Raw genomic sequence first — 13,005 nt, 5'->3', positions numbered from 1 at the left:
TACTATTGCAAAAGGGAAGATAGTTGGTAATGCGATAAAAGTGAAGAAAAAAGATGGAAAATAAATATTTGTTACATAGCTTTCTCTATCTGCTGGGAGCATATATTTACTATAAAATTCATAAATGGTGGCAGAATGAACCAAAAGAAAAAAAATCAAATAAAGACTTTAAATTTATGATTTTTTTTAAAAATTGGACAATAATAATAATGCTACTTTTGGCATCATTAGTTTCAATTATTAAATCTATAAAATTGAATTAAATTAAATATTAAGATTATTATCCCCGCTCTCCGAAGTCTTCCATAAAAAAAACGTTCTTAGAACTCGGGATTGCTCTGTGATGGTCTCCTGACCTCGCAGCCACTAACGAGAGCAAGTAAAATAAGTCAAGACAAAACAAAACCTCGTAATTTGCGAGGTTTTGTTTAGTTTTATTCATCTTCAGAAATATATTTTAGTAATTCGTCGAGTTCTTTTTGCGAGAGTGATTCTTGGTCGCTTTTATCGTAAATAGAGAGTAAATAAACAGTTTCTTTAGAGATGACAATATGCGTAATTACTCTTGCTCCACCGCTTTTACCTTTTCCTTTTGAGGTAATGGCTAGGCGTATTTTGTAGCAGTTCTTGCCTAAAGAAGTTCCTTGAGATGGATTGTTTTCCAGACTTTCCAAAAACTCGGAAAAATCGTTTTTCAGGGAAGGGAATTTTTTAGCCAGTCGCTTTAATTCCTTTTTAAAAGTAGGAACGGCAATAATATTATAGCTCATTCAACAAATCTTTAGCGGGGATTCCTTTTAATTTTCCGGACTTAATTAAATTAAGCTCTTCTACAGCTTCTTTTAGCTCTTCCATAAGCAGTGCTTTTTCTCCGGAAATTGGATTGGCTTTTTTTACAAAAACTAGGCTACGCAATACTTCTAAACCAAAATTGGCTTTATTATCTGGGATGTCTACTAATACTTTCATAATTTATAATTTAAGTGTGTACACTTATTCTATTGCACAAAGATAAACAAAAGTTGTGGTTTTCTATTTTAAAAAAAATCCCCGCTCACCGAAGTCTTCCATAAAAAAACGTACTTAGAACTCGGGATTGCTCTGCGATGGTCTCCTGACCTCGCAGCAACAAAGTAAACACAAAAAACCCAGCAAATTGCTGGGTTTTTGTATAAAGAACAGCATGTTTATACCGCCATTTTAGGCAGTTGGTTAAAAGAAAACGAAGAAACTTCGGTTTGTTGTTTCGCATGTGCAATAGTCATAGAAACAATGTTGCCGTTTTCATCTAGTTCAATAATAGTGTTTTCGTTGAGGTCTTTGGTCTCTACTATTTTATGGTCAATAAAATAAACCAAAAGGGTGTCAGTATCGTCAAAATAAGCAACTCTCATAATTCCTAAGGTTTAAAGCTTCTGTTAAAAAAAGCGTTGTGAATTGTTAAACTGTCTTCTAAAATAATAATTCTCAAATATTTATTAACTTCTTCAATATAAGCCCATCTTCTAATTCTTCCATCTTCATCCATCGCATTGTATGACTTCAAAAACGGGATGCTTAAAAACAAACTCCATTCATTCTAATTTAATATCTTTTCTATCGTCTCTTTCACGTGTAAACAAAAAACATTGAGTGAATTTCATTTGCATAAATTGTTTTCCAAAACAAAGATAAATTAAATAGTAAGTGAAAAACCGAAGACTTTTTCAATTCAAATAAAAGACAGATTCAAAAACTATTTAACACGATAGGCATTTACTCCTGCATCATATCAATATGTCGGTCGTGGTAACCTAATAAATATAAAACTCCGTCAAGACCAAGACTTGAAATTGAAGTCGAAGCACTTTCTTTCACTTTTGGCTTAGCGTGAAAAGCAATTCCTAAACCAGCTAAATTCAACATGGGCAAATCATTCGCACCATCACCAACAGCAATGGTTTGATTGATGTGAATCCCTTCTCTTTCGGCAATAGCTCGCAGATATTCAGCTTTCTTCGCTCCATCCACAATTTCACCCAAATATTTTCCGGTTAGTTTACCGTCTTTAATTTCCAATTGATTGGCGTACACATAATCTATTCCCAATTCCTTTTGCAAATAATCACCAAAATAAGTGAATCCTCCAGAGAGAATAGCGGTTTTATAACCGTAATATTTCAAGGCTTTCATCAAGCGGTGTGCGCCTTTGGTAATCGGCAAATTGATGGCTACATTATGCAAAACATCTTCGCTCAAACCTTCTAGCAATGCCATACGTTTTTTGAAACTTTCGCTAAAATCGATTTCACCATTCATTGCCGATTCGGTGATGGCTCTCACTTGTTCACCAACTCCTGCTAATTCGGCTAATTCATCGATTACTTCGGTTTGTATTAAAGTTGAATCCATATCAAAACACACCAAACGGCGGTTTCTTCGGTACATATTGTCTTCTTGGAATGAAATATCAACATTCAATTCACCAGAAACTTCCATAAAACGCGCAGTCATCGCCGCCTTGTTCACGATGGTTCCTGTCACCGATAATTGCACACAAGAACGAGGATACTCTTCTATATCAACCACCGAGGTTCTGCCCGTTAATCGGATAATAGAGTCAATATTTAAATTTTGATCCGACATAATTTTGGTCACGGCGGCCAATTGCACAGCAGTCAACTTTTCGCCCAAAACATTGATGATGTAGCGTTGTTTGCTTTGGCCTTTGACCCAAATTTCGTAGTCTGGAATCGAAATCGGAATAAATTTCACCTTAATTCCCAATTCATATCCTTTGAATAGTAAATCCTTTAAAACGCTGCCCGAACCCGAACCTGCTTTTACTTCAAATAAAATTCCTAGGGAAAGCGTATCGTGAATATCGGCTTGTCCAATATCTAAAATGGTTGCGCCATAAGTCGCCAAAATAGCGGTTAAACCCGCAGTTACCCCAGGTTTGTCCTGACCAGAAACTTTTAATAAAATAATCTCTTTATCTACTATTGCCATTTGTATTGATTTAATTTAAGCGGAGCAAAAATCGACAATCTATTGGTTATAAAAAAGGATATTGAAGGTTTTTTTGGGAGAAGGAAAGCAAGATTGGATTTCTTGATGCGAACTCATAAATAAAGTAAAATTAAACCAAATCGATTGCATTACAAAAATTTTGCATTAAAAAAGTTGCCCATTAAGACTACTTATGTAAATTTGCATAATGGAAAACAGAATTACTTATAGAACAGTTATTTCGTATAAATCATATTTTGAGGATTTTCTTGAAAAGCAAAATCCAAAAGTGAAAGCGAAAATTGCTTGGACTTTAAAATTAATTGAAGAAATTCAACAAGTTCCAGAAACGTATTTAAAGCATATTGAAGAAACCGACGGACTTTATGAAGTTAGAGTTCAACAAGGAAGTGATATTTTTAGAGTTTTTAGCTTTTTCGACGAAGGAAAATTAATTGTATTAGCGAATGGATTTCAGAAAAAGACACAAAAAACACCAAAAAAGGAAATTGTGAAAGCATTAATAATTAAAACTGAATATTATGAAAACAAATAAGGACACAAAAACACTTTCTCAAATTATTAATGAACAATTTGGAGCAATAGGAACTATTGAGAGAACGGAATTTGAAGAAGGCTACGAAAACTTTAAATTTGGGGCTTTAGTTCACGACGCAAGAATTGAAAAAGGTTTGACCCAAGAACAACTTGCAGTTAAATGTGGCACTAACAAATCTTATATTTCAAAAGTTGAAAATAACGTAAAAGATGTAAGAATTTCAACTTTACAAAGAATAATAGAAGTTGGACTAGGTGGAAGATTAAACTTATCCATAACATTGTAAAAAACCTCGCACAAGTCCTACTCAACAAACATTAATGATCTGAACTATGTACAAGTCAATTGGGTATGTAATGCGTACTAAATTACCATTTGCAACAAAGAGACGCTTTGGCAATAATTGGAATTGAAATTCTTTTTTATATCATCAAAAACAGGTTTTAATTTTTTAAAGCTCCCATTCTAAACAAATAAAGCCCAAAAACATCCGTTTTTGAGCTTTATTTTGCTTGTTAATGAGTTTGAAATAAAAAGATTTGACCACTTTTTGAAAGTTGTCAAATCTCTCAAATGAATTACGAAGCGATTTCCAATCGTTTCAATAAGTTTCTATTCAAGGTTTCTTTGGCGTAATCCACGTCGATTTCTAATATTTTATCATCGGAACTTGGTAATTCATACATCGCATCGGTTAGGATGGCTTCGCATAACGAACGCAATCCACGGGCTCCGAGTTTATATTCTAAGGCTTTTTCAACAATAAAATCCAAGGCTTCGTCTGTGATAGTGAATTCTACCTCGTCCATCAAAAACAATTTTTGATATTGCTTGATTAACGCATTTTTGGGTTGAGTCAAAATCGCTCTCAAAGTAGCTCTGTCCAAAGGATCCATATGCGTCAACACCGGCAAACGACCAATGATTTCTGGAATTAATCCAAAATCTTTGATGTCTTTCGGGATAATGTATTGCAACAAATTGTCTTTGTCGATATTGTCTACATTTTTGGAAGTTGAATAACCAACGGCTTGACGATTCAATCGTTTAGAAATGATTCGCTCCACTCCGTCGAAAGCACCACCAGCAATAAACAAGATATTTTGAGTGTTGACCTCAACAAATTTTTGGTCTGGATGTTTTCTTCCTCCTTTTGGCGGCACATTCACCACCGTTCCTTCTAATAATTTCAACAATGCTTGTTGCACCCCTTCGCCAGAAACATCACGTGTGATGGATGGATTGTCACTTTTGCGGGCAATTTTATCAATTTCGTCAATAAAAACGATACCTCTTTCGGCTTTAGCCACATCATAATCGGCGGCTTGCAAAAGACGCGTCAAAATACTTTCGACATCCTCTCCCACATAACCCGCTTCGGTCAACACAGTCGCATCGACAATGGCCAAAGGGACGTCCAACATTTTTGCAATGGTTTTCGCTACCAATGTTTTCCCAGTTCCGGTTTGACCCACCATAATGATGTTGCTTTTTTCAATCTCCACTTCGTCGTGCAATTCTTGTTGCATCAAACGTTTGTAGTGATTGTAAACTGCCACAGCCATCACTTTTTTAGTTTGGTCTTGACCAATCACATATTGATCCAAGAACGCTCTGATTTCTTTGGGTTTTCTCAATACCAAGTCCGTTGGCAAATGATTTTTACCGCTTGATTTTAATTCTTCTAATACGATTCCGTGGGCTTGCTCGATGCATTTATCACAAATGTGTGCATCGATTCCGGCAATCAATAAATTGGTTTCCGGTTTTTTTCTACCACAAAACGAACATTCTAATTTTGGTTTTGCCATTTTTTTGAGTTGGAAGTTGGAAGATGGAAGATGGAAGATGAGAAAACTCCCAACTTCCAGCTCCCAGCTTCCAACTTTATTTATCTTCTTAACACTTCATCAATCATTCCGTATTCTTTGGCTTCATCGGCAATCATCCAATAATCGCGCTCGCTATCGGCATACACTTTATCAAAGGATTGTCCTGAATGTTGCGAAATAATTCGGTATAATTCGTCTTTTAATTTCAACATTTCACGCAAGTTAATTTCCATATCCGAAGCAACGCCTTGTGCTCCGCCGGACGGTTGGTGAATCATTACTCTTGAATGAGGTAAAGCTGAACGTTTTCCTGCTGCCCCAGCACATAATAAAACAGCTCCCATCGAAGCGGCCATTCCGGTACAAATTGTAGCAACGTCTGGTTTGATGTATTGCATTGTATCATAAATCCCCAATCCTGCATAAACGCTTCCTCCTGGAGAATTCAAGTAAATCTGAATGTCCTTTGAAGCATCGGCGCTTTCCAAGAAAAGCAATTGCGCTTGCACAATGTTCGCAATTTGGTCATCGATTCCTGTTCCTAAGAAAATAATTCGATCCATCATCAATCTCGAAAAAACGTCCAATTGCGAAACATTCAACTGACGCTCTTCGATAATATAAGGCGTCATATTTCTTGGATTCATTGCCGCTACGATTTTGTCGTAGTACATGGCGTTTACACCTTGGTGTTTTGTAGCAAATTTTTTAAATTCTTTACCGTAGTTCATATTTGTTTGTTCTAAGTTTTACGTTAATACTGTATATTTATTTTATCAAAGGTCGTACCTCTTTGTTTTATGTGACAAACTGTCTCTTTTCTTTTTTACTCTTTAGCCAGTAAGTACAATTCTTTTTTTAAATCAGATTCCATTTTTTCTATTGATTCTCTCATTCGAAAATAAGGATAAATAGTTATTATAAAAATCACAAAAATTGTAAAAAAGACATTAACAATTATTTTAAAAAATGACAAACTCTCTCCTAATAAATAAAATTGATTAAGTATTTGGTTCATATTAAATAAAAAAAACAAAATTAATGCCGAATATATTACTATTTGAAAACCATAAAAGAATTGCATAAATGAATCAAATCCATTAATTTTAACATCAATTTTAGTTTTCCTATTAAAATCTGTAAATGTCCCAAAAGCAGTCACTAGAACTTTATCATCACTAGCATTGGTTAGATTTTTTCTTACTTCAAATCCTTTAATATTCACTTTACCTATAAACATACTTTTACTTGAATAACTACCTCTCATAAAGCTACTTTTATCTTCATATAAAACTACATCCAATTTTTTAACTACATCATTAATCGGCAAAGAAATCTCAATATTGAAATTTTCAATTAATTTTATCTTTCTCAAAAAAAGAATCCATTTATCCATATAACAACCTATATTTAATTATAAACCAAATATATAAGCGAAAAACTCTCATATAAATTGTAACTAAAGTTGGAATTAATTCCGAATATATTCAAATAAAAGAGCGTCAAAAAAAATAATCTTTTGACGCTCAAATATACTTATTTTTTTTTGAACTTATTCTCCGTAAGATGCAGCAATAAATTCTTCGTAAGTTACTTCTTTAGTTGTTGGATTTGCTTTTTCTTTGAAAATTTCCAATAACTTCTCGGCAACCACTTGGTCAGAAAGTCTTTTTACCTCTTCTTGGTTCGACAAAACTCTTGCTACAATTCCTTGAACTTCTTCGTCAGTAGGATTCGTTTGCCCGAATTGTGCCATTTGCTGACGGATTGATTTTGTGGTAAACGCTTTCAAATCTTCGAAAGTAATTTTAATATCTGATTGTGCCAATGCTTTTCCTTCGATCAATTGAAAACGCAATCCTTTTTCAGAACGTGCATATTCTACTTCGGCTTCGGCTGGCGATAATTTTTTCTCCCCAACGGTTTGCAACCATTTCTTTAGAAATTCAGCTGGCAAATCGAATTTAGTATTTTCGATTAAAAATTCGGTTACATCACCCAATAATTTTTGGTCTGCTTGTGCAGCAAATTGAGATTCGGCATCTTCTTTGATTTTAGCTTTTAAATCTTCTAATGACGCTACATTTCCGGCACCAAACAATTTATCGAACAAATCTTGATTCAATTCTGCCAATTCAGACACCGTAATGGCTTCGATTGTAAAGTCAACATCTATGTCCAAACCGTGAACATTATCGTGCCCTACTTTCAGATAATCCATCAATTGATGATCATCTTCGAATAAGCCTTTTGTATTTACGGTTACCACATCACCTACTTTTTTACCCATAAATAAATCTTGAGTCGCTTTATCTTTAAAAGTAGCTAATGCAATTGTAGTTGTGTTTCCTATTCCTGCGGCTTCATTGGTAAAAACCCCTTTCAAATCGGCTCCTTCAACAACCACTTCCTGAGCAATTGGTGTACCAAATTGTTTTTGGATACGAGCCACTTGACCGTCAATTAATTTATCATCGGCAGTAACTACATATTTTACGATCTCATTTTTGGCATCTAAATCCAATTCGAAATTAGGAACCAAACCGATTTCAAATTCGAAAGTCAATTCCTCGGCATCCCAATCTAAATTTTCGTTCTCTTTGGCAAGCGGAGTTCCTAAAAGATTCAATCTTTCCGACTGAACATAACGCTCTAATGCCAAATCAACAACTTTTTTTACTTCTTCTTGTTTGATGGCTTTTCCGTATTGTTTCGCAACAAGATCTTTTGGTACTTGCCCTTTTCTAAACCCTTTAACGGTTGCCAAAGGCATTTTTTCGTTTATTCTTTTGGCCACTTGACCTTTGTAATCCATGTGCACAACTGTCATTACAATTGTCTCGTTTACTGCGTCTAATGCTACTCTTTTGATATCCATCTTCTTCTTTAATTTACATAATAAAATTGGGTTGCAAAAATATAAAATTTTCGCAACCCAAACAAGTTTTTAAACTATTGTATTTTAGCCCCTTATTTTATCTGAAATTGATGGTGTTTAGTTGTCTTCTCCAATAATATTGAACACAATGGACTGACAAATCGAGAGAATTACACTAAAAAGAATAGCGGTCCAAAATGAATTGATCTTAAATCCACCGACTAATTCTGAACAGAGCATTATAATTATTCCATTGACAACAAAAAGAAATAAACCCAAAGTTAGAATTGTTGCCGGCAAGGTAAGAATCGTTAAAATGGGCTTTACAAATATATTGAGCAAGCCTAAAACCGCTGCAACGATGACTGCAGTGGTAAAATTGTCGACTTCTACGGTTGACATCAAACTCGAAATAAGCATCACTAGACCTGCAGTAATAAAGATTTTGAAAAGTAGCTTCATAAGTATTTTATTAAATGAACATTAATTTTTACAAAACATGCTGTTTATAGAAAATGTGCTTTGACTCTTTCAAATGTAAAAAAAATATTCTAAAAACTACTTTTTTAAAACCAAATTAATCCCGAACATCCTACAAATGAGTAAAAATAAAGCTGTCTTTAGCTTTGCCTCTACCTTTTGCCCAAAATCTCTTGTGTATTATTTTAAAAAAGCATTTGCAATTTCGTAAAACATTTTAGGATTTTCGGCATGAAGCCAATGACCCACATTGGGGATCGTTTCGATTCTGACATCCGAAAAATGACGCTGTATCAGCTCGAAATCTTCGTCAAGAATATAATTCGAATTCCCGCCACGAATAAAAAGTGTCGGATTGCCGAAACTTGCGTTTTCTGGAAGCGACTTTCCTATTTCTTCAATTTTAGTATTAAAAACTGGCAAATTAAATCGGAAAGCCAATTGCCCCGGTTCAATCCAATACAAACTCTTCAACAGAAATTGGCGTGTACCAAAATCCGAAATGTGTTTTGCTACTACTTCTTCGACTTCGTTTCGGCTGGGTTTAAGTGAAAAATCGACTGCGTTCAATCCTTCAAGAATCGTTTGATGGTGTGGCGGATAAAATTTGGGCCCGATATCGGCAACGATCAATTTTTCGACCATTTCTGGGTGTTCGGCAGCAAAAAGCATGGCTGTTTTTCCGCCCATCGAATGTCCTAAAATAGTTATTTTTTCGAGAGAATTGGCTCGACAATAGTCAAAAACATCTTGAGCCATTAGTTCGTAACTAAACTCATCTGAATGAAAACTTCGACCGTGATTGCGCAAATCTAACAAATGCACTTGAAAACCATCGGCAGCAAATTGCTGTCCAATTGTTTTCCAATTGTCAGACATTCCGAGAAATCCGTGAAGGATTAAAAGTGGTTGTCCTTCGCCTTCTATTTTTGAATATAACATTTTGAGACTTTTTTTACCACAAATTATCACAAATTTTAATTCGTGTAAATTAGTGGAATTCGTGTTTTGCTTTTATTTCAGTTTTTGCAAATACATATTCACTACATTGTCCAAACCCAGGTAAATGGCTTCGGAAATAAGTGCGTGACCAATGGAAACCTCCAATAATCCGGGAATATTTTCTTTAAAAAACTGAATGTTATCCAAACTCAAATCGTGTCCCGCATTGATTCCTAATCCCAATTCATTAGCCAAAACAGCCGACTTCACATAAGGATCGATTCCGCTTTTATTTCCTAAACTGTATTTGTGTGCAAACGCTTCAGTGTACAATTCGATTCTATCCGTACCAATCATTTTAGCCCCTTCAATCATTTCGAGAACAGGATCGACAAATATTGATGTTCTAATACCGTTTCGCTGAAATTCTTGAACCATTTCGATCAGAAAATCTTTGTGTTTTATCGTGTCCCAACCTGCATTGGAAGTGATGGCATCGACAGCATCGGGCACCAAAGTGACTTGATCGGGTTTGATTTCGAGAACCAAATCGACGAAACTATTTTCTGGATTTCCTTCAATATTGTATTCCGTGTACACTATAGCTTTCAAATCACGTGCATCTTGATAACGAATGTGTCTTTCGTCAGGACGAGGATGAATCGTAATGCCTTGACCTCCAAATTTTTGAATATCTGCCGCCACTTTTAATACATCGGGAACATTTCCTCCACGAGCGTTTCGTAGAGTAGCTATTTTGTTAATATTTACGCTTAACTTTGTCATTAGAATAATTTTCAGTCTTAGTTTGGCAAAAATACAAAGTAAAACTAGCTGTTATTCTATAAATTTTAATTATTTTGCATCAAATTTTCAGACCGACTTTATGACGGAAATTACCAACTATATCACCAATGATTACAAAGCCATAGACAGTCAAGAAACTATTGCTACTGTTCAAGACTTTTTCGACGAATGTTCTTTTTCACATTTTCCGGTGATTGAGGAGGGAATATACATAGGCAGCATCGCCTCAGACGATCTCGAAACTTTTGATAGTTTCAAAAAAGTGCTGGATTACAAGTACACCCTCGAAGGTTTTTTTGTAAGAGAAAATATGATTTGGCTGGATGTTTTAGAAGTTTTTGCGAAAAATCATTCGAATTTAGTGCCTATTTTGAATGAACAAAATCAATACTTGGGTTATTATGAAATAAATGATATTCTAAATTTCTTTCACGAAACCCCATTTTTACAAGAAAATGGAGCAATCCTAGTGGTACAAAAAAAGACTCTAGATTATGCTATTGGAGAAATAACCCAAATCATTGAAAGCAATAATGGTAGAATTTTGGGATTATTCGTTTCGGCATCCACTAGCGAATATACCCAAGTCACTGTCAAAATAAATTTAGGAGTAATGAACGAAATTATTCAATCCTTCAGGAGGTACAATTACGAAATTATTTCTGAACATTTCGAAGACAATTACATCAACACCTTGAAAGAGCGCTCAGATTATTTGGACAAATACCTTAACATGTAATCCTCACCCCAACCGTCTCCAATGGAGAGGGAGCAAAGTATAAATAAAATGAAAGTAGCTATATTCGGCAAATACTATCAAAACAGCACGGAACCGATTATAAAAGACATCTTTGTTTTTTTAAATTCGAACAATGTTGAAATGGTTATTGAATCTTATTTTTTGAATGTTTTATACGAAAAAAAGATTGTCAAAAAAGAGTACAAAACTTTTTCCTCCCATTCAGAGCTCAACAGTAGTTTTGACATGCTCATCAGTATTGGTGGTGATGGCACCATTTTGAGAGCCGCAGCCTTAGTGCGCGATTCTGGTGTCCCAATTTTGGGCATCAATGCCGGAAGATTGGGTTTTCTGGCTACTGTTCAAAAAGAAAATATTGCAGCGTTTATGCAATTTATAATCGAAAAAAAATACACCCTTTCGAAAAGAACCTTATTGAGCCTAACATCTTCGCCGGAAAACGAATCGATTCAAGAAATTAATTTTGCTTTGAACGAAATTTCAGTGAGCCGAAAAGACACCACTTCGATGATTACCATAGAAACGCATTTGAATGACGAATATCTGAATTCGTATTGGGCAGACGGCCTGATAATAGCTACCCCAACAGGTTCGACTGGCTATTCGATGAGCTGCGGCGGCCCAATATTAACGCCTGATGTTCAAAGTTTGGTGGTTACCCCAATTGCACCACATAATTTAAATGTACGCCCACTTGTAATCACCGATGACACCACAATAAAACTTAAGATTTCGGGTCGCGAAGAGCATTATTTAGTGTCATTAGACTCCAGAATTACATCAGTAAATAACAATACCATACTTACGATTAAGAAAACCCCATTCCAAATTAATATGGTGGAAATCCCTGACGAGACCTTCTTAAAAACACTAAGAACCAAGCTGTTTTGGGGCGAAGACCGCAGAAATTAAATCTAATTCGCTTCGCCATATACAATATCGTACTTTTTACCGTTTCTGTAATAATGAAACAGTAATTTCCCAGAAATTTTGCTTCGAATTACCAATAAACTACACATTTACTATAATGAGTATTGATTGGCGTTGATAATTATTATATTTGCACGCAATTTTTAATTAAATGTATAAATTTTTCAAACTTATTTTTTTGTTTTGTTTCATTTCGATGAACGCACAAATTCATGAAGTTGGTGTTTTTGTTGGCGGAAGCAATTATATAGGCGATGTTGGATCGACAACCTATATTGCTCCAAACCAACCAGCAATGGGAATTTTATACAAGTATAATAGAAATCCGAGGCTTGCCTACCGATTTTCATTGAATGGCGCTTATTATCAAGCTGACGATCTCGATTCTAAGGAACCAGGGAGAAATCAAAGAGGATATCATTTTAGAAATAGTATAAAAGAAGTATCTTTAGGCCTTGAATTTAATTTTTTTGATTTTAACTTGCACGAAGTTGAAAGAAAGTATACGCCTTATGTTCATTCCGGAATTAACTATTTAAGAATTCGTGATAGCCATTTAGATTCAAGCAACATTGTTACACAAGAAAGAATAGGTGCGTTTGCCATTCCGGTGACAGTCGGAATAAAATCGAATGTATGGCCACATTTGATTTTGGCACTGGAAGTTGGAGCAAGGTACACCTTTACTGATAATTTAGACGGAAGCAATCCAACAGACGACAGTTGGACAAAATTTGGAAATATAAATAATAACGATTGGTATGTTTTTTCAGGGCTAACACTGACTTACACCTTTGGAAACAAACCTTGTTATTGCGCAGAATAA

16 protein-coding genes are annotated in these 13,005 nt (G+C 35.0%); 5 read left to right on the top strand and 11 right to left on the bottom strand.

Annotated features, from left to right (window positions below; genetic code table 11):
• Window positions 1-434: 434 nt before the first annotated feature.
• The 4 genes from E1750_RS08570 to serB all read right to left on the bottom strand — a co-directional run bounded on the left by E1750_RS08570 (window position 435) and on the right by serB (window position 2,991).
• Complete coding sequence (locus E1750_RS08570; RefSeq protein WP_133276377.1) at window positions 435-770, bottom strand: type II toxin-antitoxin system RelE family toxin; 336 nt, start codon at window positions 768-770, stop codon at window positions 435-437.
• Window positions 760-969 carry a hypothetical protein gene (locus E1750_RS08565; RefSeq protein ID WP_133276376.1) on the bottom strand — a complete coding sequence of 70 codons (210 nt, stop codon included), beginning with the start codon at window positions 967-969 and terminating at the stop codon, window positions 760-762. Before E1750_RS08565 ends, E1750_RS08570 begins: the two co-directional genes overlap by 11 nt.
• 218 nt (window positions 970-1,187) lie before the next feature.
• Window positions 1,188-1,394, bottom strand: coding sequence for a DUF2283 domain-containing protein (locus E1750_RS08560; RefSeq protein ID WP_133276375.1), 207 nt, complete (start codon window positions 1,392-1,394; stop codon window positions 1,188-1,190).
• 361 nt (window positions 1,395-1,755) lie between these two features.
• Window positions 1,756-2,991: a phosphoserine phosphatase SerB gene (gene serB / locus E1750_RS08550; protein ID WP_133276374.1), complete on the bottom strand. Its 1,236-nt coding sequence runs from the start codon at window positions 2,989-2,991 to the stop codon at window positions 1,756-1,758.
• Between the two features lie 208 nt (window positions 2,992-3,199).
• Between serB and E1750_RS08545 the strand changes: the two genes are divergently transcribed.
• Window positions 3,200-3,547: a type II toxin-antitoxin system RelE/ParE family toxin gene (locus E1750_RS08545; RefSeq protein WP_133276373.1), complete on the top strand. Its 348-nt coding sequence runs from the start codon at window positions 3,200-3,202 to the stop codon at window positions 3,545-3,547.
• Window positions 3,534-3,836: a helix-turn-helix domain-containing protein gene (locus E1750_RS08540; protein WP_133276372.1), complete on the top strand. Its 303-nt coding sequence runs from the start codon at window positions 3,534-3,536 to the stop codon at window positions 3,834-3,836. Before E1750_RS08545 ends, E1750_RS08540 begins: the two co-directional genes overlap by 14 nt.
• Before the next feature lie 292 nt (window positions 3,837-4,128).
• Here E1750_RS08540 and clpX read toward each other — a convergent pair whose 3' ends face one another.
• The 7 genes from clpX to E1750_RS08505 all read right to left on the bottom strand — a co-directional run bounded on the left by clpX (window position 4,129) and on the right by E1750_RS08505 (window position 10,468).
• On the bottom strand, window positions 4,129-5,361 hold the full coding sequence (gene clpX, locus E1750_RS08535) for an ATP-dependent Clp protease ATP-binding subunit ClpX (protein ID WP_133276371.1): 1,233 nt from the start codon (window positions 5,359-5,361) through the stop codon (window positions 4,129-4,131).
• 80 nt (window positions 5,362-5,441) lie between these two features.
• Window positions 5,442-6,113 (bottom strand): ATP-dependent Clp endopeptidase proteolytic subunit ClpP, encoded by a 672-nt coding sequence (gene clpP, locus E1750_RS08530; RefSeq protein WP_133276370.1) that lies wholly within the window; start codon window positions 6,111-6,113, stop codon window positions 5,442-5,444.
• Window positions 6,114-6,208: 95 nt separating this feature from the next.
• Window positions 6,209-6,778 (bottom strand): hypothetical protein, encoded by a 570-nt coding sequence (locus E1750_RS08525; protein WP_133276369.1) that lies wholly within the window; start codon window positions 6,776-6,778, stop codon window positions 6,209-6,211.
• A 156-nt stretch (window positions 6,779-6,934) separates the two neighbouring features.
• Window positions 6,935-8,260: a trigger factor gene (locus E1750_RS08520; RefSeq protein WP_133276368.1), complete on the bottom strand. Its 1,326-nt coding sequence runs from the start codon at window positions 8,258-8,260 to the stop codon at window positions 6,935-6,937.
• Between the two features lie 117 nt (window positions 8,261-8,377).
• The gene (locus E1750_RS08515) at window positions 8,378-8,722 is read right to left on the bottom strand and encodes a phage holin family protein (RefSeq protein WP_133276367.1); all 345 of its coding nucleotides are present in this window, start codon (window positions 8,720-8,722) and stop codon (window positions 8,378-8,380) included.
• A 198-nt stretch (window positions 8,723-8,920) separates the two neighbouring features.
• Entirely contained in the window at window positions 8,921-9,682 is a 762-nt protein-coding gene (locus E1750_RS08510) for an alpha/beta fold hydrolase (RefSeq protein ID WP_133276366.1), read from the bottom strand.
• 72 nt (window positions 9,683-9,754) lie between these two features.
• Window positions 9,755-10,468, bottom strand: coding sequence for a pyridoxine 5'-phosphate synthase (locus E1750_RS08505; RefSeq protein WP_133276365.1), 714 nt, complete (start codon window positions 10,466-10,468; stop codon window positions 9,755-9,757).
• 100 nt (window positions 10,469-10,568) lie between these two features.
• Here E1750_RS08505 and E1750_RS08500 point away from each other — a divergent pair, with 100 nt between their 5' ends.
• From E1750_RS08500 to porG, 3 genes are all read left to right on the top strand, one after another.
• The gene (locus tag E1750_RS08500) at window positions 10,569-11,228 is read left to right on the top strand and encodes a CBS domain-containing protein (RefSeq protein ID WP_133276364.1); all 660 of its coding nucleotides are present in this window, start codon (window positions 10,569-10,571) and stop codon (window positions 11,226-11,228) included.
• A 48-nt stretch (window positions 11,229-11,276) separates the two neighbouring features.
• Complete coding sequence (locus tag E1750_RS08495) at window positions 11,277-12,161, top strand: NAD kinase (RefSeq protein WP_133276363.1); 885 nt, start codon at window positions 11,277-11,279, stop codon at window positions 12,159-12,161.
• A gap of 214 nt (window positions 12,162-12,375) precedes the next feature.
• Complete coding sequence (gene porG, locus E1750_RS08490) at window positions 12,376-13,005, top strand: type IX secretion system protein PorG (protein WP_262709731.1); 630 nt, start codon at window positions 12,376-12,378, stop codon at window positions 13,003-13,005.

Source organism: Flavobacterium nackdongense (genome assembly GCF_004355225.1).
GTDB lineage: Bacteria > Bacteroidota > Bacteroidia > Flavobacteriales > Flavobacteriaceae > Flavobacterium > Flavobacterium nackdongense.
This window is presented reverse-complemented; position numbering and strand designations above follow the sequence as displayed.

What these genes read in the sequence shown, in the direction of transcription:
- E1750_RS08570 (WP_133276377.1), bottom strand. Translation starts at nt 770, where the DNA reads ATGAGCTATAATATTATTGCCGTTCCTACTTTTAAAAAGGAATTAAAG.
- E1750_RS08565 (WP_133276376.1), bottom strand. Translation starts at nt 969, where the DNA reads ATGAAAGTATTAGTAGACATCCCAGATAATAAAGCCAATTTTGGTTTA.
- E1750_RS08560 (WP_133276375.1), bottom strand. Translation starts at nt 1,394, where the DNA reads ATGAGAGTTGCTTATTTTGACGATACTGACACCCTTTTGGTTTATTTT.
- serB (WP_133276374.1), bottom strand. Translation starts at nt 2,991, where the DNA reads ATGGCAATAGTAGATAAAGAGATTATTTTATTAAAAGTTTCTGGTCAG.
- E1750_RS08545 (WP_133276373.1), top strand. Translation starts at nt 3,200, where the DNA reads ATGGAAAACAGAATTACTTATAGAACAGTTATTTCGTATAAATCATAT.
- E1750_RS08540 (WP_133276372.1), top strand. Translation starts at nt 3,534, where the DNA reads ATGAAAACAAATAAGGACACAAAAACACTTTCTCAAATTATTAATGAA.
- clpX (WP_133276371.1), bottom strand. Translation starts at nt 5,361, where the DNA reads ATGGCAAAACCAAAATTAGAATGTTCGTTTTGTGGTAGAAAAAAACCG.
- clpP (WP_133276370.1), bottom strand. Translation starts at nt 6,113, where the DNA reads ATGAACTACGGTAAAGAATTTAAAAAATTTGCTACAAAACACCAAGGT.
- E1750_RS08525 (WP_133276369.1), bottom strand. Translation starts at nt 6,778, where the DNA reads ATGGATAAATGGATTCTTTTTTTGAGAAAGATAAAATTAATTGAAAAT.
- E1750_RS08520 (WP_133276368.1), bottom strand. Translation starts at nt 8,260, where the DNA reads ATGGATATCAAAAGAGTAGCATTAGACGCAGTAAACGAGACAATTGTA.
- E1750_RS08515 (WP_133276367.1), bottom strand. Translation starts at nt 8,722, where the DNA reads ATGAAGCTACTTTTCAAAATCTTTATTACTGCAGGTCTAGTGATGCTT.
- E1750_RS08510 (WP_133276366.1), bottom strand. Translation starts at nt 9,682, where the DNA reads ATGTTATATTCAAAAATAGAAGGCGAAGGACAACCACTTTTAATCCTT.
- E1750_RS08505 (WP_133276365.1), bottom strand. Translation starts at nt 10,468, where the DNA reads ATGACAAAGTTAAGCGTAAATATTAACAAAATAGCTACTCTACGAAAC.
- E1750_RS08500 (WP_133276364.1), top strand. Translation starts at nt 10,569, where the DNA reads ATGACGGAAATTACCAACTATATCACCAATGATTACAAAGCCATAGAC.
- E1750_RS08495 (WP_133276363.1), top strand. Translation starts at nt 11,277, where the DNA reads ATGAAAGTAGCTATATTCGGCAAATACTATCAAAACAGCACGGAACCG.
- porG (WP_262709731.1), top strand. Translation starts at nt 12,376, where the DNA reads ATGAACGCACAAATTCATGAAGTTGGTGTTTTTGTTGGCGGAAGCAAT.